Origin of the sequence: Tunturiibacter gelidiferens, from assembly GCF_014201335.1 — a bacterium.
Lineage (GTDB): Bacteria > Acidobacteriota > Terriglobia > Terriglobales > Acidobacteriaceae > Edaphobacter > Edaphobacter lichenicola_E.
In genome coordinates this window covers 86,159-110,509 of the sequence record NZ_JACHEB010000006.1, presented here as the reverse complement: position 1 = coordinate 110,509, position 24,351 = coordinate 86,159, and the positions used below count along the sequence as shown (strand labels likewise).

At 55.8% G+C, this 24,351-nt stretch carries 22 protein-coding genes and 1 pseudogene; 14 read left to right on the top strand and 9 right to left on the bottom strand.

Going from position 1 to position 24,351, the window contains the following annotated elements; all coding sequences use genetic code 11:
- The first annotated feature begins 137 nt into the window (after window positions 1-137).
- The 5 genes and pseudogenes from HDF14_RS13805 (at window position 138) to HDF14_RS26635 (ending at window position 5,393) form a co-directional block, all read left to right on the top strand.
- A complete protein-coding gene (locus HDF14_RS13805) occupies window positions 138-1,268 on the top strand; it encodes an NAD(P)/FAD-dependent oxidoreductase (protein ID WP_183977662.1) in 1,131 nt (376 codons plus the stop codon).
- Window positions 1,269-1,325: 57 nt separating this feature from the next.
- Window positions 1,326-1,889, top strand: coding sequence for a YceI family protein (locus HDF14_RS13800; protein WP_183977660.1), 564 nt, complete (start codon window positions 1,326-1,328; stop codon window positions 1,887-1,889).
- 87 nt (window positions 1,890-1,976) lie between these two features.
- Window positions 1,977-3,353, top strand: a complete 1,377-nt coding sequence (locus HDF14_RS13795) for a multicopper oxidase family protein (RefSeq protein ID WP_183977658.1) — start codon at window positions 1,977-1,979, stop codon at window positions 3,351-3,353.
- Window positions 3,346-4,158 (top strand): hypothetical protein, encoded by an 813-nt coding sequence (locus HDF14_RS13790; protein WP_183977649.1) that lies wholly within the window; start codon window positions 3,346-3,348, stop codon window positions 4,156-4,158. Before HDF14_RS13795 ends, HDF14_RS13790 begins: the two co-directional genes overlap by 8 nt.
- Window positions 4,159-4,200: 42 nt before the next feature.
- Window positions 4,201-5,393: pseudogene (locus HDF14_RS26635) on the top strand (VIT1/CCC1 transporter family protein).
- A gap of 765 nt (window positions 5,394-6,158) precedes the next feature.
- Here the strand turns inward: HDF14_RS26635 and HDF14_RS13780 are convergent.
- Both HDF14_RS13780 and HDF14_RS13775 read right to left on the bottom strand, forming a co-directional pair.
- A complete protein-coding gene (locus HDF14_RS13780; protein ID WP_183977647.1) occupies window positions 6,159-6,329 on the bottom strand; it encodes a hypothetical protein in 171 nt (56 codons plus the stop codon).
- A gap of 260 nt (window positions 6,330-6,589) precedes the next feature.
- Complete coding sequence (locus HDF14_RS13775) at window positions 6,590-9,949, bottom strand: TonB-dependent receptor (RefSeq protein WP_183977645.1); 3,360 nt, start codon at window positions 9,947-9,949, stop codon at window positions 6,590-6,592.
- A 362-nt stretch (window positions 9,950-10,311) separates the two neighbouring features.
- On the opposite strand from HDF14_RS13775, the gene HDF14_RS13770 reads away from it, so the two are divergent.
- Both HDF14_RS13770 and HDF14_RS13765 read left to right on the top strand, forming a co-directional pair.
- A complete protein-coding gene (locus HDF14_RS13770; protein ID WP_183977644.1) occupies window positions 10,312-11,394 on the top strand; it encodes an acyltransferase family protein in 1,083 nt (360 codons plus the stop codon).
- Between the two features lie 67 nt (window positions 11,395-11,461).
- The gene (locus tag HDF14_RS13765) at window positions 11,462-12,670 is read left to right on the top strand and encodes a glycosyltransferase family 4 protein (RefSeq protein WP_183977643.1); all 1,209 of its coding nucleotides are present in this window, start codon (window positions 11,462-11,464) and stop codon (window positions 12,668-12,670) included.
- Here HDF14_RS13765 and thiS read toward each other — a convergent pair.
- The 6 genes from thiS to HDF14_RS13735 all read right to left on the bottom strand — a co-directional run bounded on the left by thiS (window position 12,646) and on the right by HDF14_RS13735 (window position 16,256).
- A complete protein-coding gene (gene thiS / locus HDF14_RS13760) occupies window positions 12,646-12,864 on the bottom strand; it encodes a sulfur carrier protein ThiS (RefSeq protein WP_183977642.1) in 219 nt (72 codons plus the stop codon). The two genes, HDF14_RS13765 and thiS, sit on opposite strands and share 25 nt — an antisense overlap.
- 27 nt (window positions 12,865-12,891) lie before the next feature.
- Window positions 12,892-13,248: a hypothetical protein gene (locus HDF14_RS13755; protein ID WP_183977641.1), complete on the bottom strand. Its 357-nt coding sequence runs from the start codon at window positions 13,246-13,248 to the stop codon at window positions 12,892-12,894.
- Window positions 13,249-13,494: 246 nt separating this feature from the next.
- A complete protein-coding gene (thiD, locus tag HDF14_RS13750) occupies window positions 13,495-14,301 on the bottom strand; it encodes a bifunctional hydroxymethylpyrimidine kinase/phosphomethylpyrimidine kinase (protein ID WP_260698269.1) in 807 nt (268 codons plus the stop codon).
- A gap of 104 nt (window positions 14,302-14,405) precedes the next feature.
- Window positions 14,406-15,155 (bottom strand): SDR family NAD(P)-dependent oxidoreductase, encoded by a 750-nt coding sequence (locus HDF14_RS13745; RefSeq protein WP_183977640.1) that lies wholly within the window; start codon window positions 15,153-15,155, stop codon window positions 14,406-14,408.
- Window positions 15,156-15,249: 94 nt separating this feature from the next.
- The gene (locus HDF14_RS13740) at window positions 15,250-15,639 is read right to left on the bottom strand and encodes a winged helix-turn-helix domain-containing protein (protein WP_260698268.1); all 390 of its coding nucleotides are present in this window, start codon (window positions 15,637-15,639) and stop codon (window positions 15,250-15,252) included.
- A 17-nt stretch (window positions 15,640-15,656) separates the two neighbouring features.
- The gene (locus HDF14_RS13735) at window positions 15,657-16,256 is read right to left on the bottom strand and encodes an isochorismatase family cysteine hydrolase (RefSeq protein WP_183977639.1); all 600 of its coding nucleotides are present in this window, start codon (window positions 16,254-16,256) and stop codon (window positions 15,657-15,659) included.
- A gap of 220 nt (window positions 16,257-16,476) precedes the next feature.
- Between HDF14_RS13735 and HDF14_RS13730 the strand changes: the two genes are divergently transcribed.
- The 6 genes from HDF14_RS13730 to HDF14_RS13705 all read left to right on the top strand — a co-directional run bounded on the left by HDF14_RS13730 (window position 16,477) and on the right by HDF14_RS13705 (window position 20,446).
- Window positions 16,477-16,926 (top strand): group II truncated hemoglobin, encoded by a 450-nt coding sequence (locus HDF14_RS13730; RefSeq protein WP_183977638.1) that lies wholly within the window; start codon window positions 16,477-16,479, stop codon window positions 16,924-16,926.
- 243 nt (window positions 16,927-17,169) lie between these two features.
- Window positions 17,170-18,180 carry a metallophosphoesterase family protein gene (locus tag HDF14_RS13725; protein ID WP_183977637.1) on the top strand — a complete coding sequence of 337 codons (1,011 nt, stop codon included), beginning with the start codon at window positions 17,170-17,172 and terminating at the stop codon, window positions 18,178-18,180.
- Window positions 18,181-18,194: 14 nt separating this feature from the next.
- Window positions 18,195-18,698: a heme-binding domain-containing protein gene (locus tag HDF14_RS13720; RefSeq protein WP_183977636.1), complete on the top strand. Its 504-nt coding sequence runs from the start codon at window positions 18,195-18,197 to the stop codon at window positions 18,696-18,698.
- The gene (locus HDF14_RS13715; protein ID WP_183977635.1) at window positions 18,695-19,132 is read left to right on the top strand and encodes a c-type cytochrome; all 438 of its coding nucleotides are present in this window, start codon (window positions 18,695-18,697) and stop codon (window positions 19,130-19,132) included. Before HDF14_RS13720 ends, HDF14_RS13715 begins: the two co-directional genes overlap by 4 nt.
- Before the next feature lie 32 nt (window positions 19,133-19,164).
- Window positions 19,165-19,707, top strand: coding sequence for a sigma-70 family RNA polymerase sigma factor (locus HDF14_RS13710; RefSeq protein WP_183977634.1), 543 nt, complete (start codon window positions 19,165-19,167; stop codon window positions 19,705-19,707).
- Window positions 19,691-20,446 carry an anti-sigma factor family protein gene (locus HDF14_RS13705; protein ID WP_183977633.1) on the top strand — a complete coding sequence of 252 codons (756 nt, stop codon included), beginning with the start codon at window positions 19,691-19,693 and terminating at the stop codon, window positions 20,444-20,446. Before HDF14_RS13710 ends, HDF14_RS13705 begins: the two co-directional genes overlap by 17 nt.
- 65 nt (window positions 20,447-20,511) lie before the next feature.
- Here HDF14_RS13705 and htpG read toward each other — a convergent pair whose 3' ends face one another.
- Entirely contained in the window at window positions 20,512-22,377 is a 1,866-nt protein-coding gene (gene htpG / locus HDF14_RS13700; RefSeq protein ID WP_183977632.1) for a molecular chaperone HtpG, read from the bottom strand.
- A 49-nt stretch (window positions 22,378-22,426) separates the two neighbouring features.
- Here htpG and HDF14_RS13695 point away from each other — a divergent pair, with 49 nt between their 5' ends.
- The gene (locus HDF14_RS13695) at window positions 22,427-24,343 is read left to right on the top strand and encodes a DUF1570 domain-containing protein (protein WP_183977631.1); all 1,917 of its coding nucleotides are present in this window, start codon (window positions 22,427-22,429) and stop codon (window positions 24,341-24,343) included.
- The last annotated feature ends 8 nt before the right edge of the window (window positions 24,344-24,351 follow it).

Here is a 24,351-nt window from a genome sequence, read left to right as displayed (position 1 = left end):
GTCCAGCCGGCGTTCTCCCAGCTTCAAAATGACGATTTGTACAGAATGAAGTGCCGAACTGTTTTTTGGACGTCTACTAGAAAGATGGAATCCCGCCACAAATTGATTGAACATCCAGTGAATTAGGAGGGAATGTTTTGGAAGACGAAGTACTGATCCTCGGTGGTGGAGTAGCAGGCTGTGCGGCTTCGATCGCGCTCGCTCGAAAGGGACGAAGCGTCACGCTGATTGAACGCGAGCCCACACCGCGCCATAAAGTCTGCGGTGAGTTTCTAAGCGGTGAGGCTCTTGAGGACCTGCACGCGCTCGGCATCGACGTGGCCTCGCTTGGCGCTGTGCCCATCTATTACGTTCGCCTTGCCGCCTCCAGACGTGCCGCGGAGGCTCCGTTGCCTTTTCCCGCGGCCTCGCTCACGCGCAAAGCGCTGGATACAGCGCTCATCGCCACAGCCATCGCCGCGGGAGTCCGTGTTATGCGTGGTCGCAGTGTGCAGTCGCTCAGCCACGCGACCGCCAACCTCTGGCAGGCTACGCTCGACGACGGCACTACCTACGAAGCTCCAACCGCCTTTCTCGCCACGGGCAAGCACGATCTGCGTGGCCACGGTCGCCCGAAGGACCCTCACCAATGGGTCGCCTTCAAGATGTATTACCGACTGTCCGGCGCGCAGACCGCTGACCTGGCGGACGCCTCCGAGTTGACGCTCTATTCCGGAGGCTACGGTGGTATCCAACCCGTCGAAGACGGCATTACGAATTTCTGCTGTGTGGTGCAACGGCGGTATTTTGCACGTGGGGGTCTTCGCTGGGAGGGCCTCCTTGCGAGGATGCAGCAGGACTGTCCCCATCTCGCGATGCGGCTTGACGGTGCGGAGCCGCTGCTCGACAAACCGATCACCATCACTCATATACCGTATGGCTACATCCGCCGCGCAACCGAGGATGGGCTCTACTGTATCGGCGATCAGGCAGCCGTAATCCCTTCGTTTACCGGCGATGGCATATCCATCGCCCTGCATACTGCTCGCCGTGCCGCCGCTGCCTATCTTGCCGCGGAGCCGGCGCCGGTTTTTCAGCCAAAACTGCGCTCCGCAATGCTGCCCCAGATGCGTCTTGCCGAGATCGCTGCCAACGGCTTGAACAACGCACTCGCGCGCGCTGTACTACCGTTTTGCCTCAGGGTCTGGCCCGGCGCGATGCGCGTAACGGCTAGACTCACGCGTGTCACCCAGACCGCTGCTGTGGCTCCACAGGCGTTCGCGAACTGAAATCGAGCCACGCCAAAACAATTCTCGGCAGTTAGCCCTTTTGGGGGAGATGATGCAATGAAATGCCTCGCAGTCGTAGCCCTCGCGCTCATATTCGCTCCAGCCGTACTCGCCCAGCATCAGACCTTCGCCGTCAACTCCGATGCCAGCGAGGTCAAGATGAAACTGAACACGACCCACGAGGTCGTCGACGGCACGTTTCATATTCAATTTGGATCGATCAATTTCGATCGCACCGCTTCCAACATATCGGGGGTAGTCATCGTGGCAGCGGGCAGCGGCAAGACGGGAAACGACAGCCGCGATAAGAAGATGAACAAAGATCTCCTCAAGGTGGACCAGTTCGCCACCGTCTCTTTCGCGCCGAAAGCATACAACGGAACAATTGCTGCTTCGGGGGACTCGACTATTCAAGTGAGCGGAGTGTTCACTCTCCTCGGCACTGCTCACGACCTGACGATTCCGATGCAGATTCACATCGATGGATCGAAGGCAACGGCGAGGGCGCAATTCGTCGTTCCCTATGTTCAGTGGGGTCTTAAGAACCCGAACTTTCTGATCTGGAAAGCTGACAATGACGTTGCGATTGATCTTAATCTCGTTGGCCAGGTTTCTAACTGACCGACCACCTGTTTGCACACTGTAATAGGACCATTCCGTTCTGATGCACTCGCTTTTCATTGAACTCAATCGGAGTTACAAAGAACTATGCTTAATTCCGTGTCTCCCCATCCACTGACACGCAGACGTTTCACTCAACTTTCTGGAATGGCGTTCGGATCATTCGCGCTATCGGGCGCGGCCGCTGCGGCGCCGGACGTGACGCTTGAGATTGCGCCATACACCCTAGAGGCTTCGCCGAAACACCACATACGGACCGTAGCCTACAACGGGCAGATTCCCGGACCGTTGTTCCGTATGCACGAAGGAGAGACGCAGTCTGTTGAGATTCGGAACCTCACGAAAGATTCCGAGGTCGTTCACTGGCACGGGCTCTACTTGCCGCCGGATATCGACGGAGCCATGGAAGAAGGCACACCGATGATCGCGCCTGGTGCGTCTGTGCGTTACACCATGATCCCCAAGCCGGCAGGTTTCCGCTGGTATCACACGCATACGTTCGCGGGGAAGAATCTCACTAAAGCGCAGTACGCTGGGCTGCACGGTTTCCTTCTGATCGAAGCGCGTGACAACCCTGCTGCTTACGATCGGGAGGTCTTCCTTGGACTCCATGACTGGAACGGGCAATTTCTGAGCAGTGACGACGGTTATATGAACCCGCTCTACGACGTGGCAACGATAAACGGCAAGATGCTCGGCTCTGGAGATCCAGTGAAGGTCAAACAGGGCGAGCGCGTCATGATGCATATTCTCAATAGCAGCCCGACCGAGGTTCACTGGATTTCGTTCTCGGGGCACAGCTTCAAGGTGGTGGCGCTGGATGGCAATCCGGTAGCCCAGGTTCAGACAGTTTCCATGCTTCGGCTCGCACCCGCGGAGCGCGTCTCTGCCATCGTCGAGATGAACAATCCCGGCGTATGGGTCTTGGGTGAAGTCCGCAAGCATGTTCAAGCCAGCGGAATGGGCGTTGTCATCGAATACGCCAACTCTTCCGGCAAGCCGGTGTGGACGCAACCGGAGGATCTTGTGTGGAACTATCGCCAGTTCGCAGAGGCAGGCGATGCCGCACAACATCAAGACGCAAAAAAGATCGAGCTTGTTTTTGACTCAAAGTTCCAGGGGCACGGTAACGAAGAGCTCTGGCGTATCAACGGTCTGGGCTACCCGCAGAATTCAACGCCAGAGCACTCGCTTTTGTTGCAGGCCGGACAGCGTTATCGCCTGATCATGAAAAACAAGAGCATGGACGATCACCCGATTCATCTGCACAGACACACATTTGAGATTCGGCGGCTTGAAGATGGCGGTGAGATCGCCGGTGTGCGCAAGGATGTGGTGTTGGTGCACGCCGGTGGAACCGTCGAGGTAGAGTTTGTGGCCGATAATCCGGGAAAGACACTCTTTCACTGTCACCAGCAAGATCACATGGACCGGGCATTCATGATGGTTTTCAACTATGCGTAATTCCACGATCAAGCTCGCTGCCAACGCGGTCCTCGCAATCGCGGCCATCTTGTGCGTGCGATCCGCTGTGGCCCAAGGTAACTATGAAATTCAGGTCTACGGAGCAGCCACCGTTCCACCGAAGACGTTGATGACTGAATTACATTCCAACTTCACGCCGGAAGGTCAGAAGTACTACATCAACGGTGTGATCCCGACCAATCATCAGGAGCATGAAACGCTCGAACTCACCCAAGGTATTACGAGTTGGTCGGAGATCGGCTTCTATGTTTTCACCAGCGAACAGGACGGTCACGGTGTTCAGTGGGTCGGCGATCACATACGCCCGCGCGTCCGCGCGCCTGATAGCTGGCACCTTCCGGTGGGTCTCAGTCTGTCTACCGAGATTGGTTACCAGCGTGCCGCTTACTCGCCGGACACATGGACATGGGAGATACGGCCCATCATTGATAAGACCGCAGGCAGGTGGTATTTCGCAGTGAATCCGGCACTGGAACGCACCTTGCACGGCCCCGACGTGAATCAAGGGCTCGGCTTTTCTCCGGCCGCAAAGGTGAGCTATGACTTCACACGAGTAGTGAGCGGCGGCGTTGAATACTACGCCGATTATGGACGCCTCGGAGCCTTCGACTCATTGCACTACCAGCAACAGCAAATCTTCGTTGTCACCGATCTGAATACTTCGCCCAAGTGGGAGATAAACATCGGAGTAGGAGTTGGATCCACCGCAAGTACGGACCATCTCATTGTGAAGGGCATCCTCGGCAGACGCTTCGATTGGGGGAGAAAATCGGCGATCGAATAGGTAGTTAAATATAGATATTTGCTGAGGCCCGAAGGAGAGACGATGGCCGATTCGGACAATAAGAGACTACTCGCAGCGCTGGCGGCCAACTTGCAGGCAGAGATGGAAGGCCATTACACCTACTATGCTTTAGCCAAAAGAGAGAATGATCCACAACGGCGGAACGCTTTACGAGGGCTGGCCGCCGCAGAAAAGCATCATGCCAGTCTCTGGGCTGAACGCATCATGGAACTCGGTGGACAAGTGCCCCAGTACACGGGGAGTGAACTCGGACAGGCTGACTCGTTGGCGACGCAGATAGGTGGAACGGATCTCGCCTTGCGCCGCCTGGAGATCGACGAGGGTCGTGACATTGCCAAGTATGGAAAGCAGTTGAAGGCGCTTGGCGATGAACCAAGCATCGCGATTCTCAAGGAAGTGATCGCCGATGAACGAGAGCACTATCAAGCCCTGAGAAACCTTGTTCGGTCGCGACGTCCCCTGCCAGCAATGTCTCCTGAGCAGGCACAGGAAGAGCTTGATCGTCTCCTCAACGCCCGGAAAGAAGGCCATCCGCAAGCGGCAGGTTGGGTTGGTGATTCCATATACGGCGTGAACGATGGCCTTGGCTCTATCTTCGGGATCGTCTCCGGCGTCTCGGGAGCGACACTTGGTAACAGCCACTTTGTTCTCATTGCCGGCTTGGCCGGAATGGTGGCTAGTGCGCTCTCCATGGGATCTGGCGCGTACCTTGCGCGAAGAGCGGGCGGCAGATCTTCGAAGCAGAGTTTGCAAGAGAGCGGAAGGCCGTTGAGGATAACGAAGCTGAGGCCCGCGAGGTGATTTCTCTCAGCTATAAAATCCGGGGACTCCCGGAAGAAGATGCAGAACGCTTTGTCGAGCAACTAGCGAAGAACAAGGAGCAACTGATCAAGGCCCTTGCACGTGAGCGTCTGAATACAACCGAAGAAGGGCTCAGCAAACCGCTGGTCTCTGCTTTCTCAGGAGCGCTTTCCACTGCAGTAGGAGCGTTGATCCCGATTATTCCATTCTTCTTCATGGCAGGGATCCCGGCAGTGATTGTTGCCGCGATCGTGTCACTGATCGCACATTTCGCCGTAGGGGCCGCGAAGTCTCTGATTACCATTCGCTCCTGGTGGAGTAGTGGTCTCGAAATGACAATCGTCGGCGCTGTTGAAGGTCTCGTAACTTACGTAATTGGAATCGGCATCGGCAAAATTGGAAGCGGTCAATAGAGCTGGTCAGCCCAGTTCTGGCAAGCTCTATTCGGTTTAGAATCCATTGACGCGGAGTTGTACCCAAAACGCGATATCTTCCGCGGATGTTCTTCATGAAGTTCGTGATGTGCGAAGCGATGGTTGGCATTTGTGTTGAATGATTTCCGCTGTTATTTCTTTGGAATGCCAATTGCTTGGACCGCAGTTAGACCAGCAGAGCCGGAAGTCGTCGGTAGGGAATCCAATACGCAGGAGTCAGCACTAGACGTGAACAGCGATGAAGGATCTTCGTAATGTGAGGTTCGTACGATGAGTTCCTGGGCTACAAATGTTCGAATCCAGCCTGCTCAGATGAATGCAGAGTTTTATCGGGCCCAGGTTGTAAAGGACCGGTCGGATTTCAATAAGCTATCTCGATCTGGCAAATAGGCTAGGAAGGAGTCGGCGTTCCATCGCCTCACATTCTGACGAATTGCGGCGCCAAGGTATCTGTCGCATGAAAAGGGTCGTTATATAGATCCTTAGGCAACAATGGGAAAAGAACACCAGTGTCCGATAACACATATTATGTATACTTCTTGCCGGCAGGAATGCTCGAGGGATGCGCACGTACGTTCAACTAAAGAGGGTCATTCTGTGAAGTAAATCATTGCCGGCGGTCGATTCAAGTGAAGCCACTGTGGATGAGCTTTACGGAAGCCTCTACCCTGTTAATCCTTTTTTGCTAAAACAAAAAGAAGCCCCACCGATGCGCGTGCAATGAATGGGGCTTTTTGTCGCTTACTAGCGATATTCGTGGTGATAGTGATGATGGTGACGATAGTGGTGGTGATAATGGTGTGGATGATCCTGTCCAACTCTCACGACAACCTGGGCCGATGCTGGCGAAGCTGACGTTGTAATGAGTGCAACAACCACCACAACTCCCAATAACCAACTCTTCAAAGTCTTCATGCGCTACCTCCATAAAATCGTCTTCACTACGGGTAGATGCCTGGTATTGCTACGCTGTTGTGCTTGACTGCGAGATCGCTTGAAGGCGTTGGTTGTATGCCTAAAGGATTTTTTCTTTGGTTACGCTTCGATCTCGGATGACTGGATTTAGCCCAAGCAGTCCCTGTGCGGCAGCAATCCTTGCTCTTAGCCTCAGCACAGGTCAATAACGCCGGCGATAACGTGGACTTAGCAAAGCGAGCGGGCGCATATAACGCAGGTCAGAACAGCAGCTTCAACGAAAACTGAATCTGCCGTGAGGTTCCCGCAGTTTTGCTTATAACGCCAAAGCCTGACCCTCGAATGGTATTGGCTGGCAATCCCATATCCACAATATTAAGCAAGTTGAAAAATTCCGAACGAAACTGCACATCGAACAGTTCCCCGCCCCCCGATCGTCTACCAACCGGCGTGTCTTTGATGAGTGAAAAGTCAAAATCATAAAACGCGGGCCCGCGAAAGGTATCTCTCCCAAGAGATCCGAAGAACCCCTGATTCGGTCCGCTGCCGCCAATTTGGTTGATAGGGATCGAAAAGATGCTGGCATTGTTTGCGCCTTGTCCGAAGTAATCTTCGCGCACCTTTCTGGCTGTGGAAAGATTTGCCTTAGCGATCTGATTCGGCCGATCCACTCCATTGGAACCTGCGCCAGTTTGTTGCACACCGGAATAAACCGTGAACGGAAGACCGCTGCTGATCGTTGAGATACTCAACAACTCCCATCCGGCAGTCACCCTTCTATTGATCGATTGCAGCCATTCGACCTTCTCCAGCTGCAGATCCTGAGCAAGACTCATCGTGAATCCGTGAGTGACGTCGAAGCTGGCAGGGCCTTTTTCGGCGTGGGTATTAAAGGGATTTTGTGGATACGGACTGGAGATCGCACCGGTAGTATTCCCGTTTGCCACAACCCCGCTCGTGTCGTCGATGGCCTTCGACCAAGTGTAGCTTACCTGCACGCCTGGGCCGCCCTGAAAAAGGGTACCCGTGAGCGACGTCTGCAGCGAGTGATACGTCGAGTGCGCCGTACCCGTGATCAGCTGCTCCGTGCCGAAACCCCCAACGGCGTTCCCTGCACTGTCAAATTTGGTATAAGGTGCAAACCCCGGCGTAGCTCCCGAATAAGCATTGGTAAAGGTAGTGCGAGGCAGTTTCACCGACGCAGTGCCTACATACGCAGCATCTGCGGTAAGCTTTCCAATCTGCCGCTCTACGCCGAGTGTCCACGTCTGGAGATATCCGTTGCCGAAGTTGCGATCGATTCCAGTCAAGTTCAGCGGCGTGAACTGCGACCCAGGCGAAAGCGCAGCGAGATCCCGCTGATATCGTTCCACGTCAAGAACCGTATTCGACGGCACGTTCTTCGGATTGCCGCTGGCGAATACGTCTTGCCCTGCCGGTGTGTAAAACGTTGGAAGCTGCGCAGGAGTAATTGTGAAGCCATATAGCAGAGGCGTCCCCACAGCCGCGGTGATGTGGGGATAAATGACAAACGGGACAGCTCCAGTAAGAAAATTGTCTTGCCAAATGTTCGGTGGAATCGTTGTGAGGCCCCCTCCGGCATGAATGTGAAGGGTGTCCTTGACCTTCCAATCAAGCTGAACCCGAGGAGCAACTCCATCCCAATCGAATCGATATCCCGGCTGCGGGTTATCGAGATACTCCTGATGAAGTCCATTCGTCAGGAACCCTGAAGTGCGGTGTGCGCGTTCGGTGATGGGAGTGTAGAGTTCATAGCGAATCCCATAATCGAGAACAAATCGGTCGGAGATCTTGAAGGTATCCTGTGCGTAGATCGCTCCGCCGTACCGTGAGATGGCAGCGGGCCCAATGTGATTCCCTCCCGAAACGTACGGCGCCGGTACTGCTGTTGTGTAAACAAAAGCACTCCCGGTAAGCAGACCACTCAGTGTATCCGGAAGAGGATCGCCCACATGAATGTTATGCATTCCACTTTGCGAAGTAATATCTACAGGCGAGTAAGCGGTCCCACCACCGAAATCGTATTCCCCGTTGGGACTCGTACCAAAGTAAGTCGTATCGCGATTAGCCCGGAACTCCCCGCCAGCCTTGATAAGGTGACGCCCGGCGGTAACTATGAAGTTCTGTCTTATCAGAAAAAGGTTGCCGTAAGCAGACGCAACCGAACCCGCCGCCGAGTTGAAAGCCTCGAACAGTCCATCGTTGAACTTCACCGCCGGGTCAGTGTGATTCGAAGTGGCGAACTGCGGCGTAGTTCTGGTGAAGCTGACAGAGCTTTCGAAGGCGAAGCGCGGCGAGACAGTTTGGCTGTAGGTAAGAACTCCGTTGCGTTGATGATCGACATACACCACACCAAAGCTGGGATCGATCGCAGTCTGGTCCGGGTTAGTAGTGGGCCCGAAGAGATTGTTGAAGTTGAATCTCGCAGTAAGGTGCGCCTTTGGAGAAAGTACCTGATCGATGCGCACAGAAAACTGGTTCGCATTCGTGACTACCTTGGAAGACGCTGCATACGTATTGACGCCATACGAGCCCGTTGGATTATTTGGCAACGGATAGCGGGCCAGGATCTTTGCGATCTCAGGCATTGGGGTGATCTTCAACGTATCGCCCGGAAACGCGGTCGTATCGACGCCTAGACGCTGTTCAGCGGTTGGCACCGGCAACACCTGTGTAGTCCCAAGTACTTGGCGAAAACCTTGATATTGTCCGAAATAAAAGGTCTTTCCGCTCCCGTCATAGATATGTGGCAGGATAATTGGGCCGCCATTCGTAAAGCCAAACTCATTCCGCTGGAATGGCGGAATCCGACCCGGTTCTGCAATCGACGGATGATCAAAATAGTTCCGCGCATCAAGCGCAGAGTTCCGCAGAAACTCGAAGACAGAGCCGTGAAATCCACCGCTTCCGGAACGGGTAGTGATATTCGTAAAGCCTGCCGCACCGCGGCCGATCTCCGCAGGCATCCAACCCGACACCGACTTGATCTCTTCAACAGCATCGACGTTAAAGTTGCTGAACGTCGCGCCTCCCATCTCAGGATCGCTCGTGTCCGCGCCATCCATTGCGAAGACAGCCTCAACGCCGCGTTGCCCGTTGATGGCGAACTGCTGGGTGAAATTTGTCTGGCCATTCGAATCGGTCATAGTTCCGGCCGCGAGCAACAGCAACTGGCTAAAGTCGCGCTTGTTCAGTGGAATTGCGCTTACGGTCTGGCTCGAAAGCTTCTCCCCGCCCGTCTTCGCAGTTTCAGCCGAACGAAAGGCGATAGCCACAACGTTCTCCGACGTGATAGTCACGACAGCAGGTAACGAATCCGCTTTGAGTTTTAGCGGCTCTGTGAACCGGCGTACATTTCCATCGATCGTCACTTCCAGTTTGTACTCACCCGGCGCTAAATTGGGAAATCGAAAGCGCCCATCTGTCCCCGAATTTGAGACAAGATCGCCTCCCTTTCCGACCAGGCGGATGGTTGCGCCCTTGATCGCCTCTCCAACCTGATTCTGTAGCCTTCCTCCCCAATATCGAGTGACCAGCTCTTGAGCACAGAGCAAGGAAGACAGGACAAACACGGAGAGGAGTATTCGAATGTATCGCATGTAGCAGCCATTATAGGGAGAGCTTAAGAGGATTGGCCCGATCAATAATTTCTTCTTCGCTTTTGCCGTAGCTCGTTGCCTACCCGGGTTCAGTCAACGATCCTCATCGCTCAGAGGAAGTAATTGTTTGGTCCAATCCCATCGGGAAGACTCTATACTTCTTTTGAAGCACAACCCGGAGGCTCGGCCCTGACGCAACGTAAGACCGCTATCTCTTCCCTCTCGCTCAAGCTGTCGATTGCGCGCCTCACCTTCGCCGATCTTCCAATTGAGAACCACGTTTTTTGCTGTGATCGTAACTACATTCGGAAAGAAACCCCTGAGTCGAAGCCACTGACTTTGAAGGTGGTCGGCCTCTGTCGATGAAACGGAACGATTCGATCCAAATCCTCCGTGCTATTGCCGCCCTCCTGGTCGTTTACGTTCACTCCCTCTTTACCATCTCGGCACATGCGATTCCGCACCAGACTCATTTCTTCAACCTCACTAACTTTGGGGCTTGCGGCGTCGACATATTCTTTGCCATCAGTGGATTTATCCTCTCCACGGTCGCGATGAACGTCAGGCCCACTCATCCGAGCCTTCCCCACGGGGCAATCGACTTTCTCCTTCGCCGCTTTATTCGAATCTTTCCCATCTACTGGATACTTTCCTTCTTCTTCGTCCTGGTTCAGTTGAAGCAACACCATCTAACGCGTTCATGGCTTGTAAACTCCTACCTTCTGCTTCCCTCCTTGCGTTTCCCCATCCCAACCCCGCTCATCTACATCGGTTGGACATTGATCTTTGAAATGTTCTTCTACTATCTCCTCACCCTTAACCTTTTTTTTGGTGTAACTCGAGTCGTCGAACGAACGATCCTCACCATTCTTTCCTTCATTGTTGTAGGTGGACTGTTCGGCTTCCACCGAACCCTTTTGATTCTGCTGGCCAACCCTCTCAACATCGAGTTCATCTTTGGCTGTCTCATTGGTCTGGCATACGCACGCTTCGGCAAACGCCATGCACTAGGTACTGGCCTGCTCTCGATCGGAACACTTTGGCTTTTATCCACCCTCTTCTTCTTCGACTACAACCTCGGCAACGCCGGGTACGTTCTCGACGGTACTCTCAGTTGGTATCGTGTCTTCCTCTGGGGCATTCCCGCCGCCATGATCACAGCAGGGCTCGTCTTCCGATCCACACAAATCACATCCCCATTCGGGCGCTTCGGTGTCTTCCTCGGCAACGCGTCCTATTCCATCTATTTGGTTACGCTCATCGTCTTCTATGGCTACGACCGTCTCTATCCTCGCCTCGCGCATTTAGGCCCGGACGCGAACGTGGTTCTGGGTTTTCTGTCAGTCGCGGTCGTTGGTTCCCTCTGCTACCTCTACGTCGAAAAACCCCTGACTCAATTCCTCACTTCTAAATATCACCACCCCGCCCTTCAATCTGCCCCCTGACAGGTTACAAAAGCGAGGCGATGACCTTTTGTTACGATGACCTTGAGGTCAACCGCCGTCCGGCGCTATGAGAATCGTCCAAACGGTCTTTGGGGTCTTTCACCACTTCGAACTTGCCCGCGAGCTTCACCGCCGTGGCCATCTACAGCGCATCTATTCCACCTTCCCCTGGACACGCCTCAAACGCGAAGGCTTACCCCACGAAGTCGTCGAAACCTTTCCTTGGGTCCACACGCCGGAAATCCTCATGCAACGCTTTGGCATTCACCATCCATGGGTCTTGGATCAAACAAGTTATGCCAACGCGCTCTCGTTCGACGAGTGGACTCTCCGCCGAATCCGCACCGCCGAGACCCCTGACGCCGTCATCGCGATCTCCGGCTCCAGCCTTAAGACCGGCCGCGAAGTCCAGTCCCGCGGCGGCCTCCTCATCTGCGACCGCGGATCCTCTCATCAGCGCTACCAGGAAGCCATCGTCTCCGAAGAATACCGCCGCTGGAGGGTTGACCGCCCAGTCACTGACATACGCGACATCCTCCGCGAAGAAAAGATCTATGCCGCCTCCGACGCCATCTCGGTCCCCTCCAGCTTCGCCGCCCGCTCATTCATCGAAATGGGCCTGCCCGCCGACAAGATGCACGTCATCCCCTACGGCGTTCGACTCGAAAAGTTCACCCGTACCGGAGAGCCACCCACGGATCGCTTCGAAGTCCTCTTCGCTGGCTCGGTCACCCTTCGCAAAGGAGTTCCCTACCTGCTCGAGGCCTTCGCCCAGCTTCGTCATCCAGCAAAACGTCTTCGCCTCGCCGGCCCCCTTCACCCCGACATGAAGACCGTCCTCGACCGCCTCCCGCAACAAGATGTCGAATTCCTCGGCGCCCTTCCGCAAGAGCAACTCGCCCACCTCATGAGCACCAGCCACGTCATGGTCCTCCCCAGCATCGAAGAGGGTCTGGCACTCGTCCAGGGTCAAGCCCTCGCCTGCGGCTGTCCCGTCCTCTGCTCCACCAACACCGGCGGCGAAGACCTTTTTACCAGTGGCGTCGAAGGCTTCGTAGTCCCCGTGCGCGATGTCGAAGCGCTTACCGACCGCATGCAGCGGCTCGCCGACGATCCCGCCCTTCAATCACAGATGAGCGAGGCCGCCCTGCGTCGAGTCCGCCTTCTCGGCGGTTGGGACGACTATGGCGATCGCTGGGAGTCGCTCCTAAAGCACCTCGTGGCGAACAAAATCGCGAACGAAGTAACCCCTCACACCCCTCCACCGACAAAATGAACTACCTCGAGCCGATCGCCTCCGCTCAAAACGGTCTGAGCCCAGCTTGAGCGCGGTGCGATCGCGCCATTATGTTCAATCGCCACCCTGTCACCCTTCAGTCCAAGCTCGACCACAAGTTGTTCAAGGTTGGCGGACTCGGGAAGCGTTTCGAAGTCGCGGGACTGGCCGTTTAAAATTAAAGTGAGTGCCATACTCTTCCAGCCTAGCAGCACTCGCGGCTAATCCAGCAGCCGCACAACCCTCTCGACAACCCAATTCCAAAAGCGGCGACTCCAAGCCGGATGTTGGGCAAAATCCTCAAACACAGTGCGGCTTAGCCCCATCAGGATGTGTATCGCCTCATCGTCCGATTTATTGTCAAACGCCTGAATGGAATACCGCCGCGAGTTCGCAAGATACTCGGCCGCATGTCCCAGCGTCAGCAGCGTACGGCCATGATGTGTCCTGGTGATCCGATGAATCGTCAGGTCTGCATTCTTCGGCGCGGGATTCCCCGGCGAAAGAGTTGGAACGCTCGACGCGCTCCGGTTTACGAGTTCGGGCCGAAAGACCCCGGGAAACGGTACTGTGGACATGAACCAAATCCTCCGTCCTAATCCCTATCGGCGAACCTCCGCCTCGGCATTATCCGGAATATCCCCTCAACCAAGTCAACACACGAACCCTCTGGGTTATCGAAACAGCCCAAACAGAGCCCCGCAATGACCCAATCGATGTAGATCCAACACTTAACTTGGCTGAGTCATTCCACCACCCACCCGAAACCCGGGCCGCCCCCGCCGTTCCCAAATCAGCACGCCCCGTGACGGGGTCTTTCAACGCTACTTGCTGCGCAGCGGAAAAAGAAGATTCAAAGGCCCCAGCCCCTTCCCCCTCGGCTCAGCCGTTCGAATCGCCTCCGCAACATATCGCTTCGCCATCACCGCCGCGTCCAACGGCGCATCCCCAAACACGAGGCGACTCAACAGCGCACTCGAAAACGCACATCCGGTCCCATGCGTCGACCGGCTCACAATCTGCTCCCCGGGCAGCCAATTCATCTCCCCGCCAGCCTGCATCAGCAGATCGTCCGGCGGGTTCAGGTGCCCTCCCGTCGCCACCACGTTCAACTCCTTCCCCATTGCCTGCAGATCCCGCGCCGCCTCCGGCATATCCCCCCGCTGCATCACAATCCGCCCCGCCAAAATCCCCAACTCCTCCAGATTCGGCGTCACCCAATCCACCAGCGGCAGCAGTCTCTCCCGCAGCACACCCACTCCCTCGGCATCCAGCAGTTCCCTGCCCGAACTCGACCTCATCACCGGATCGAGCACCACCGGAATCCGCACCCCGTGTCCCCGCAGCCTTTCCAAAAACTCCGCCACCGCGGCTACATTCCCCGCCGTAGCCAGCATTCCGATCTTGATCCCCTCCGCTGGCAGATCGCTCTCCAGGCAGTCAAGCGTAGCCCGCACCGTCTCCGCCGACACCGGCGTACTCGCCTGCACTCCCACTGTCGACTGCACCGTCAGGCTTGTAATACACGAAGTCCCAAACAGCCCATGCGCTGCAAAAACCATCAGGTCCGCAGTCACACCAGCGCCCGAAGAGGGATCGAATCCGGCAATCGTCAAAACTGTCTGCATCATTCGCTTCCCATCAGCATAAAGGAAGCGCCACCACACCCGTCGTCCAACAACAAAGCGCTCCCGAACCATCCATCGATTCGGGAGCGCCCCTCAGCAAATAGGCCTTACCGCATCCCGCCCGCAGTCTGCAGCAGCGAACCGGTAACCCAGCCAGCGTCGTCAGAAGCGATGAACGCAACCACCTTGGCGACATCGTCCGGCAGGCCAATACGGCCGAGCGGTGTGCCCTGCAGCATCGCCTTTTCGAAGTCGCTCCCCTCAACGCCCGCCGACTTGAAGCCCTCAGTGACGACAGGGCCAGGATTCACTGCGTTAACGCGAATCTTCTTCGGTCCCAACTCCTTAGCCAGCACACGCGTGATCGCATCGACAGCTCCCTTCGTGCCACTGTACGCAGCCGACATCGGCGGCGTCTGGTCACTCGCGACCGATCCGATATTGATAACGTTGCCGCCCTCTGGCGGAAACAGAGCCACACCCGCCTTAGTAGCCAGCAACAGCCCCCTGACATTGATGCCATACATCTTTTCGATCGCTTCTTCGGTGATCCCCTCCAACGGAGCGAACTCATACACGCCGGCGTTGTTCACCAAAATATCCAATTTGCCATAAGCCTTCTTCGTCTCAGCAAAAAGCGACTCTATCTCTGCGGCCTTCGCAACGCTGCCGCCCACAGCGATCGCCTTGCCCCCGGCTTTGGTGATCTCGGCGACAACCTTGTCAGCACCCTCTTTGCTCGACGCGTAATTCACCACGACCGACGCGCCCTGCACCGCCAACTCCTTCGCAATGGCTGCGCCAATTCCCTTCGACGCTCCGGTTACAACCGCTACCTTACCTGTAAGCTTTCCCATCTCGTATTTCCTCATTTCGATATCGATCGAACTATTGAACAGCTATCAAAGTAGATGCGAGACCAGCCACAGAGATTCCCCGATTCATCAAAAACTAAAGAGACGCAAGACGCCTCACGTAAGCATCGAAAACAGAACGGCACAAAAAGAGATTTGCTCCCCGACCCGACCGCCTAATCTCCACCAGTCCCGCCTCGCTCAACTCCTTCATATGGTGGGACACAGTCGCAGGGCTAATGTACTCATGCACACGCAACGCACTGCACTCCATCCCTTCCGAACCCGCAATCTGCTGAACCATGGCAAGCCTTCGCGCATCACCCAGCACTCGAGCGATCGCTTGAAACTGCTCCTCCGACAGGCTCACCCGTTTGCTTGTCGCCTTTTTCTTCATCGCCGTCCCAAAGATCCCTTTCCGACTATACGATGCGACGCGGCGCAGCAAAGAGTCGAAGAAACGCATCATTGGCGAACGCGAACCCATTGATGACGCCGCGAAACCTACTCAACAAGCTGGAGCTTGAGGAAGTCAGCGGCTGAGAGGACAGTGGTCCGCGACGGAAATAGCTTCTCTATGAGCGTGCTGTGCAGATCCGCGTCGAGATCGGCACAACAGTCCTTGATGACGACGAGGCGGAAGTCGGCGTCGCTTGCCTCAAGAAGAGTGGAGAGGACAACGCCGCTGGTAGCGATGCCGAAGAGGACGAGCGTATCAAGATCATTGGCGCGGAGAATCATCGCGAGATCGGTGCCGGTGAAGGCGCTGACACGATGCTTGGTAATAACAATCTCGTCTTCCACGGGACCGAGCGCAGGGTCGATGCTGCCCATTGGTTCCTGAAAAAATTTTTGATGTTGCGGAGAAGCCTTGATCGCGCCGAATAGCTGGTTCTCAGAACTTACCTCCGGAAGACCCGGGCGAAAGCCAACCTTAACGTGGATGACGGTCATGTGGGACGCGCGAGCGTACTTCAGGACGCCGGCAGCACGCGCAAGAAATGCGGCCTGATCACCCTTCGTATAGATGGAGACGATGCCGGCCTGACAATCCATGCTAAGGACAGCAGTGTGAGCGGGATTAATACGGAACGCAGTGGACATGAACACTCCCGAGAAGCAGTTTCGAACTCCAGCAATTCTCATCCTGGCAGGGTTCGTGTAAAGAACCGACCCTCGGGAACGCTCAGAGTCCCATACTGAAGAGACCGGTGTGGTTCGTAAACCTTTGGTTAGTTAGACTCAATCTCCGCTTCAAGAGTTTCTTTTGATCCCGCCGCCGGAAAGTCTTGCACAGACACAGGAGGCTTGCGATGATTGATAAATGCAAACTGTCTTCGAGGCAGCGGGTGGTAACGACGGTATACACCGCCTTGCCGATGCCTGGCATCGTCGCGTGATGGCCGACGAGGTCGTCGCCCATGCGTTCAGCCACGGCTTCCATCCCCAGCATACAGAGCGGCTCGCCGCATACTGGGCCGAGGCACTCGGTGGCCCGACCACGTACTCCGATTCCTATGGCGACGAAACCACCGTCGTCAAGATGCACAGCGGCAACGGAGAACACGATGAAATGGATCGCCGCGCAATCGTCTGTTTCGACCAGGCTCTGGCCGATGTCGGACTAACCAGCGACGATACTTTGCGGCGGGTGCTGCACGACTACTTCGCCTGGGCCACCACAACAACGATGTCCCGCTATCACCACTCCGCCGCCGACGTGCCAAAGGGCCTCCGCATCCCACGCTGGTCATGGGACGGACTTCAACTCTAAGACCCCCACCCATTTCGTTTTGCTCTTGCTTGTACTTGTCGCTCAAACAAAAACGTCGTCATTTCAACTGAAGCTGTTTACAGTCTCATCGTGAACAGCGCAGCGGAGAAACCCCCGCATTTCGTCTTTGCTCCCAGAGATCGAAGACAAGGAAAAACTCCCACCTATTCGACAACTTTTAGTGGAATAAAAATCGCTCCGCTCAGTTCCCAAGGTGTACACCACTGTGTCCCAGGAGCTGTCATGAGCAAAACATCAATACACAACGATCCAGTTCAATCACAATCCAACTCCCAGCAAAATTCGATCAGCTCCGATGGCATTGATCGGCGCGGCTTTCTCCGCTGCATGGCCTGGGCAGGCACCGGCTTAATCTGGAGCTTCGCCGGAGGCGTCCCCGTCTCGCAAGTCTTCGGTCAATCGCAACGCCTGATCAAACCAGCAGACTTCTCCTTTATCCAGATCAGCGACAGCCACCTCGGCTTCAACAAAGCCGCAAACCCAGACGTAACCGGGACGTTCCAGGCAGCTCTCGACAAGATCGACGCAGCAGCCACGCCCCCCGACTTTCTCATCCACACGGGCGATCTCACCCACTCCTCGAAGCCTGCCGAGTTCGATACCCTCGCCCAGATGCTCGGCTCCAAACGCAAGGTCTTCTACGTCCCCGGAGAGCACGACACCTCCGTTGACGACGGCAAAATGTACCTTGAACGCTATGGCAAAGACACCAGGGGAAGCGGCTGGTACAGCTTCGATCACAAGGGCGTTCACTTCATAGCTCTGGTCAACGTTCTCCAGCTCGAGGGCATGGGAAAACTCGGACAAGCCCAACTGGAGTGGCTCAAACAGGACATCGCCACTCTCAAGAGCAGCGCACCCATCGTTATCTTCGCGCACATCCCGCTCTGGACCGTCTACCCGGACTGGGGATGGGCAACCTCGGACAGCGAACAGGCCTTCGCCATGCTGAAGCGCTTCGGTTCAGTCACCGTACTCAACGGCCACATTCATCAAATCCTCCAAAAAGTCGAAGGCAACGTAACCTTTCACACCGCAATGTCCACCGCCTTCCCGCAACCGGCTCCCGGAACCGCGCCGTCGCCGGGCCCCATGAAAGTCCCTGCCGAAAAACTCCGCGACGTCCTCGGAGTCACCGACGTTCACTTCGTTCCCCAGCATCATCAACTCGCAATCGTCGACGCGCCCCTATCTGGTGCGCCCGTCGCACCACAACACCCCACATCGTTATGAAACCCGCAGGAAAGATGTTCGCAACAATCGCCATCCTCGCCACCAGCATCGCGCTCTCCTTCGCTCATCCCTGGGGCGACGTCCGCTCCAGCTCATCGCTCGGCCACCACCCTATCCTCGAAGGAGCCGATGTTCCCTTCGAGGTACGTCATGTCCTCGAAACCAAGTGCGCCGATTGCCACTCAAGCAACACCAACTGGCCCGTATACAGTCGATTCGCCCCAGTCTCCTGGCTCATCGAGGTGGACGTACATCAAGGCCGCACCCATCTCGACCTCTCTCAGTGGAAACGATACGACCGCGAGACTCGCATCGACCTCCTCTCCAAAATCGGCTCCGAAGCCCGCAGCGGAGAGATGCCCGTAAAGCAATATCTCATCCTTCACCCAAACGCCAGGCTTTCAACGTCCGAGCAGCAACTCCTTTACGACTGGGCAAAGTCCGAACGCAAACTCCTCAAGCATCAGGCCGCCGACGCCCAGGAAAACTCATCAGCAAATAAGGAACAGAAAAAATGACCAATCAAATCGCACACCAGAAAAGCCAGAGCACCCTCCCCCCATCCAGTCTGAGCTATCTCATCTTCCTGTTCCCGCTCGTCCTCCTGCTTGTGTCTCCAGAGCCCAGCAGCGGCTCACCACCTGCAGCCGACGCTGCAGGCCCTGGCAAGGTGCTCTTTGAAAAGCGCTGCGCAGGCTGTCACTCCCTCGATCAGGACCGCGAAGGTCCACGCCTTCGCAACGTCTACGGGGCGAAAGCCGGAAGCACCCCCACATTCAAGTACTCCTCAGCCCTCAAATCCTCACAGATCACCTGGACCGACGAGACACTCAACAAATGGCTCGCCGATCCCGACTCCCTCGTTCCAGATAACGACATGGAATTTCATGTTCCAAAACCCGACGAACGCGCTGACATCATCCGATTTCTCAAAGCAGCCTCAGGCAAATAGAATGATCCGCACTGACACAAAGAGGGAGAAGGATGGACCCTGAGTTCTTCGAGCAGCTCGCAATGCCGCTGTTCGATCAGCTTTATAACTTCGCCCACTGGCTCACCGGCGACCGCACAGACGCCGAGGACCTGGTGCAGGAGACCTACGCGAAAGCACTCAAGGGATTCCGTTCTTTCCAGCAAGGCACCAATCTGAGAGCCTGGATGTATCGCATCCTCCGAAACACATTCCACACCTCGCGCACCGGATTGGCCGCGCAAAACACCTCTTCGCTCGAAGAGGAGGAGGCGCAAGGCAATGCCGTGACCGCACACACCGTCACCCCCGAACTGCTATTGCTTCAGCAGGAGGATCAACAGACCGTCCTGAAGGCCCTCGCCGCGCTCCCCGTCCCGTACCGCGAGATCATCCTGCTCTGCGAAGTCGAGGAGCTCTCCTACCGAGAGATCGCGCAAGTCCTGGACGTTCCTATCGGCACAGTGATGTCGCGTCTCTCGCGCGCTCGCACCGCCCTGCGACAACCACAGAAAACAAATCCGTTGGGGAGGCCAATCGATGCCCGTACCCTGTGATCAAAACCCCATCACCCTGGCCTCTTACCTCGACGGCGAACTCGCGCCCGATCAGATCCCGGCAATGCACGAACACATCGCGACCTGTCCCCAGTGCGCCATCGAGATAGCCGAGCTGACAAGGCTGAAACACGGCCTTCGCGCAGCCCGCGGCCACCACACTCCAACACTCGAGTTCAAGAAAAAGCTGCAACAGCAGGTAGCCCCACCCCGCCGCCCTCGTCTAAACGTGCTTCGCTTCATCCCAGCAGCTCTCGCACTAGCAGCGACGCTTCTCCTTGCCTTCACCTGGACCCAACACTCCCGCCGCCAGGACGCCTTCAGCGAAGTCGCCGACCTCCACGTCAACGCCCTCGCCAGCACCAATCCTCTCGACGTCATCTCGACCGACCGTCACACCGTAAAGCCTTGGTTTCAGGGTCGAATCCCATTCTCCTTCAACGTGCCAGAGCTGACCGGCACCGAGTTCACGCTGCTGGGCGGCCGTGTCGTCTATCTGCATCAGCAGCCGGGTGCACAGCTAATCGTCGCCATGCGCCAGCACAAGATCTCTGTTCTGATCTTCCAGGCATCGCCCGGCCAGGCTCTGCCCTTCCCTGCTTCCACCGAAGCCGGCGCTCACAACGCGTTCACCGTCGAAACCTGGCAGTCTAACGGCCTGCGATTCCTGGTCATCGGCGACGTAGACGCAACCGAAATCGAAAGACTCGCACAATCTCTCAAGCAGGCAAACAGCTAAGAGCACTTCAGCTACTAATTTAGGCAACAGTGGCGGTTGCATATACAAACAACCGCCATCCGAACCTAAACCGAAAGATTCAACACACGATTGAGCCGTTGAACAAACGCCGCAGGATCAGGAATTGCAACTCCCTCCATCAGCAGAGCCTGATCAAACAGCAACCACGCCGCATCCTGCGCCACCGCATCATCCGACCGCGCAAGCAGCTTCTTCACAATCTCGTGATCCGGATTAATCTCAAGCGTAGGCTTCAGCGCAGGAATATCCTTCTGCCCCATCGCCCTCATCATCTGCTGCATCTTCAACGATGGCTCCTCTTCGTCGGAGACGATACACGAAGGACTATCCGCAAGCCGCACCGATGCCCGCACATCCTTCACGCGATCGCCCAGCGTCTTCTTCAACATCTCCAACAAAGGTTTCAGATCCTCGGCCTTCCCAGGCTCCTCTTCGCTCTTCAAATCCTCGCTCGTTGAAGACTTATTTACAGCCTTCAGATCGATCTCTCCATACTTCTCAACACCAGAGAAGATCACCTCATCGAAATCATCATCGAGAATGAGAACCTCAACATCCTTCTTCTTATAAATCTCAAGCAAAGGCGAGGTCCGCAGCAGCGACTCCGCTCCACCCGTGATGTAGTAAATACTCTTCTGGTCTTCCTTCATCCGCGACTTCACGTCGGCAAGACTGGTCAACCCTTCCACCTTCGTCGACTTAAACCGAACTAGGTCCATCAACGCCTCGCGATTCGCAAAATCCCCATAAATCCCTTCTTTCAAGGGACGGTTATACTCCGCAATAAACTCAAGGTACTTCTCCGGCTGATTCGCAGCAACGTTCTTCAACTCAGAAAGAATCTTCTTCACGCTCGCCGTTCGAATGCTCGTCAGCACCTTATTCTGCTGCAGAATCTCGCGGCTCACGTTCAGAGGAAGATCTTCGCTATCGATAATTCCACGCACAAACCGCAGATATTGCGGCAGCAGCTCCTTCGCATCATCCATGATGAAGACACGCTTCACATACAGCTTCACGCCGACTTTATATTCCGCGTGGTACAGATCCAGCGGAGCCTTCGCCGGAATGTAAAACAGCGTCGTGTACTCGAGACTCCCCTCGGCCTTGGTATGAAACCAGAACAGAGGATCATCCCATCCCCCCGAAACAGACTTGTAAAGCTCCTTATAATCTTCATCCGTCAACTCGCTCTTAGGACGACGCCACAGCGCACTCGCAGCATTCACCTGCTCCGTAGTGCGAACTTTATCCGACTTCTTCTCCGCTTCGTTCCACTCGCTCTTGTCGTAAGTCAGAAAGATCGGAAACGCAATGTGGTTGGAGTACTTCTTAACGATCTCCTGCAACCTCCAGCTATTTGCGTACTGATTCCCTTCCTCATTGAAGTGAATCACCACCGTAGTTCCGGCAACCGACCGCTCTGCAGGTTCGATATCAAACCCAGACTTGCCATCGCTCACCCAGCGCCAGGCCTGTTCCTCCCCAGCTTTGCGAGAGACCACTTCAACCTTGTCCGCAACCATAAACACGCTGTAGAACCCAACCCCAAACTGACCGATCAAGTTCGAATCTTTCTTCGCATCGCCAGACAGCTGAGACAAAAAGTTCTTCGTCCCTGATCGCGCAATCGTGCCCAGGTTCGAAGTCAAATCCTCCTCATTCATCCCGATCCCCGTATCGCTGATCGTCAGAGTCTTCTTCTCCTCATCAAGCTCAAGATCAATACGCGGGTTGAACGGCAGCGCCTTGTACGCGTCCTCGGTAAGCGTCAAATGACGCAGCTTATCCAGCGCGTCCGACGAGTTCGACACCAGTTCACGAAGAAAAATCTCAGGATGGGAGTAAAGCGAGTGGATGATCAGTTGCAGCAGCTGACTAACTTCAGTTTGAAATTCACGTTTCGACATAGACCTCTATTATCGCCAAACCTCCTCCAAAACGAAAATCCATCGCCCCATGCTCTTCTCTCAAAGCAACCTCGCTCTAAACGTGGACCGAACTTATTCCTTGACGGACACCCAGCCCGTCCCCACAATGACTGTCATGCCTGAACGACTTGTTTTCCGCCTGCCCTTGGCGTTTCTTATTGTCTGCCTTGCGTTGTTGCAAACTCCCAGCACTTCGGCCCAGACCTGGCGCGAGGTTCAGAGCCCGCACTTCCGCGTAGTGACGGACGGCTCGGAGCGGGATGGGAGAGACGTCGCTAAAGAATTTGAGCAGATGCGCTCCGTCTTTGCACTCCGCTTCCCGAATGCTGCTCTTGAGACCGGGGCTCCTCTGCTCGTCGTTGCCGTGCGTGAGCCGGGCCTGCATGCTCTAGCGCCCATATTTTGGAAGCAGCGTGACCGAGTGGCAGGAGAGTTCTTCCGAGGTTGGGAGCGGCAGTATGCCTTGGTGCGGCTGGATACCTTCGGCGATCTCAACCAGGCCATAGTCTTCCACGAATACGCGCACAGCGTTCTCCATGCAAATGTGCATTGGCTCCCCAGATGGTTGGATGAGGGCCTCGCGGAGTTCTACGCCTACACGCGTTTTCAGGGCGACCGCATCTACGTCGGTGCGCCTTCGATCCGGTTGAGGCACCTGCAGAGTGACCCGCCTCTCCCTATGTCAGAGATGATGACGGCGAACTCCCGGAGCTTCGCCAAGGACGAGCGTCGCGAGGATCTTTTTTACGGCGAAGCCTGGGCCATAGTGCACTACATGACCTTCGGGCCAGATATGGGCGGTGGAGCGAAACTCAACAAATTCATGGCGGCGCTGGAGGCAGGGACACCGCAGGTGCAGGCCTTTCAGCAGGTCTTTGGCGATTCAAAGACCTTTGAGAAGCAGCTTTCCAACTACCTTTCAAGATTCGCCATGAACGCAGGCGTGTTTCCGCCTGTTCAGGGACTGGATGCAAAGTCTTTTCCTGCAAAAGTCTTGACCGCAGCCGAAGCAAACTACGAACTGGGCTCATTCGACATTGGGGCACACGATCACGCTGCAGGCAAAATACTGCTTCAGGCGGCGGAGTCGGCCGACCCTACCCTCGCAGGGCCTCATGAGGAACTCGGTTTCCTCGCGTGGCGTGAGGGAAAAGATGAAGAAGCTCGGGCAGAATGGCAGAAGGCTGTCTCCGCTGATCCGTCAAGTTACCGAGCCGCCTTCGCCCTGCTGATGTCTGGAACTCCGCTCAAAAAGCAAAACGCACCACAACTAATACAGACCCGGACCTCTCTTGAAGCGATCAAAGAGAAGGCGCCAAAGTTCGCGCCAGTGCTCGTGGAGCTGGCCCTCATTGAATGGCGTCTGGGAGAGATGAACAAGGCGTACCAGAGTGCGCTGGAAGCGGAAAAACTTGAGCCATGGCGGGCGGGATACCACTTGCTGACCGGCTACATTCTGCTGCAGGGTCACCAGCCGAAGGTCGCGGAAGGATACGCCCGGATGGTTGCTACGCGCTGGTACGGCTCAGATCACGATGAAGCAGTCGATCTCTGGAATATGCTTCCACCGGACACCCGCGGAGAAGGACCTGCACTCATATTAGCGCTTCACGCGGACTCGACAGTTGTACGCGGCACCATTGTAAGTTCCTCGTGCGACAAGACTGGGCTGAGCCTGACTCTGCAGCCCACAACATCCAACGCAACACCCCTGAAACTGGTGGCCTCAGGGCCACATGAAAGCGGATTCTCCGACACCCTCTGGGTCGGTGAAGATCACTACACCACCTGCTTTCATTTGGAGGGTCTGCCAGCGCTCGTAGCTTACAAGGTTGACCCGGCAGGAGTCGAAGAGATAACGGCACTCGAAGTTCGCGATGACATGCTCGAGGTGAACCTTCCAAAGCTGGCGGCCGCAACAAGCTCGCCATCGTCGAGTCAGTAAACCTCGCA

What these genes read in the sequence shown, in the direction of transcription:
- HDF14_RS13705 (WP_183977633.1), top strand. Translation starts at nt 19,691, where the DNA reads ATGCCCGTACCCTGTGATCAAAACCCCATCACCCTGGCCTCTTACCTC.
- HDF14_RS13765 (WP_183977643.1), top strand. Translation starts at nt 11,462, where the DNA reads ATGAGAATCGTCCAAACGGTCTTTGGGGTCTTTCACCACTTCGAACTT.
- HDF14_RS13735 (WP_183977639.1), bottom strand. Translation starts at nt 16,256, where the DNA reads ATGTCCACTGCGTTCCGTATTAATCCCGCTCACACTGCTGTCCTTAGC.
- HDF14_RS13710 (WP_183977634.1), top strand. Translation starts at nt 19,165, where the DNA reads ATGGACCCTGAGTTCTTCGAGCAGCTCGCAATGCCGCTGTTCGATCAG.
- HDF14_RS13725 (WP_183977637.1), top strand. Translation starts at nt 17,170, where the DNA reads ATGAGCAAAACATCAATACACAACGATCCAGTTCAATCACAATCCAAC.
- HDF14_RS13795 (WP_183977658.1), top strand. Translation starts at nt 1,977, where the DNA reads ATGCTTAATTCCGTGTCTCCCCATCCACTGACACGCAGACGTTTCACT.
- thiD (WP_260698269.1), bottom strand. Translation starts at nt 14,301, where the DNA reads ATGATGCAGACAGTTTTGACGATTGCCGGATTCGATCCCTCTTCGGGC.
- HDF14_RS13800 (WP_183977660.1), top strand. Translation starts at nt 1,326, where the DNA reads ATGAAATGCCTCGCAGTCGTAGCCCTCGCGCTCATATTCGCTCCAGCC.
- HDF14_RS13755 (WP_183977641.1), bottom strand. Translation starts at nt 13,248, where the DNA reads ATGTCCACAGTACCGTTTCCCGGGGTCTTTCGGCCCGAACTCGTAAAC.
- HDF14_RS13745 (WP_183977640.1), bottom strand. Translation starts at nt 15,155, where the DNA reads ATGGGAAAGCTTACAGGTAAGGTAGCGGTTGTAACCGGAGCGTCGAAG.
- thiS (WP_183977642.1), bottom strand. Translation starts at nt 12,864, where the DNA reads ATGGCACTCACTTTAATTTTAAACGGCCAGTCCCGCGACTTCGAAACG.
- HDF14_RS13775 (WP_183977645.1), bottom strand. Translation starts at nt 9,949, where the DNA reads ATGCGATACATTCGAATACTCCTCTCCGTGTTTGTCCTGTCTTCCTTG.
- HDF14_RS13695 (WP_183977631.1), top strand. Translation starts at nt 22,427, where the DNA reads ATGCTCTTCTCTCAAAGCAACCTCGCTCTAAACGTGGACCGAACTTAT.
- htpG (WP_183977632.1), bottom strand. Translation starts at nt 22,377, where the DNA reads ATGTCGAAACGTGAATTTCAAACTGAAGTTAGTCAGCTGCTGCAACTG.
- HDF14_RS13770 (WP_183977644.1), top strand. Translation starts at nt 10,312, where the DNA reads ATGAAACGGAACGATTCGATCCAAATCCTCCGTGCTATTGCCGCCCTC.
- HDF14_RS13790 (WP_183977649.1), top strand. Translation starts at nt 3,346, where the DNA reads ATGCGTAATTCCACGATCAAGCTCGCTGCCAACGCGGTCCTCGCAATC.
- HDF14_RS13740 (WP_260698268.1), bottom strand. Translation starts at nt 15,639, where the DNA reads ATGGGTTCGCGTTCGCCAATGATGCGTTTCTTCGACTCTTTGCTGCGC.
- HDF14_RS13780 (WP_183977647.1), bottom strand. Translation starts at nt 6,329, where the DNA reads ATGAAGACTTTGAAGAGTTGGTTATTGGGAGTTGTGGTGGTTGTTGCA.
- HDF14_RS13715 (WP_183977635.1), top strand. Translation starts at nt 18,695, where the DNA reads ATGACCAATCAAATCGCACACCAGAAAAGCCAGAGCACCCTCCCCCCA.
- HDF14_RS13730 (WP_183977638.1), top strand. Translation starts at nt 16,477, where the DNA reads ATGCAAACTGTCTTCGAGGCAGCGGGTGGTAACGACGGTATACACCGC.
- HDF14_RS13720 (WP_183977636.1), top strand. Translation starts at nt 18,195, where the DNA reads ATGTTCGCAACAATCGCCATCCTCGCCACCAGCATCGCGCTCTCCTTC.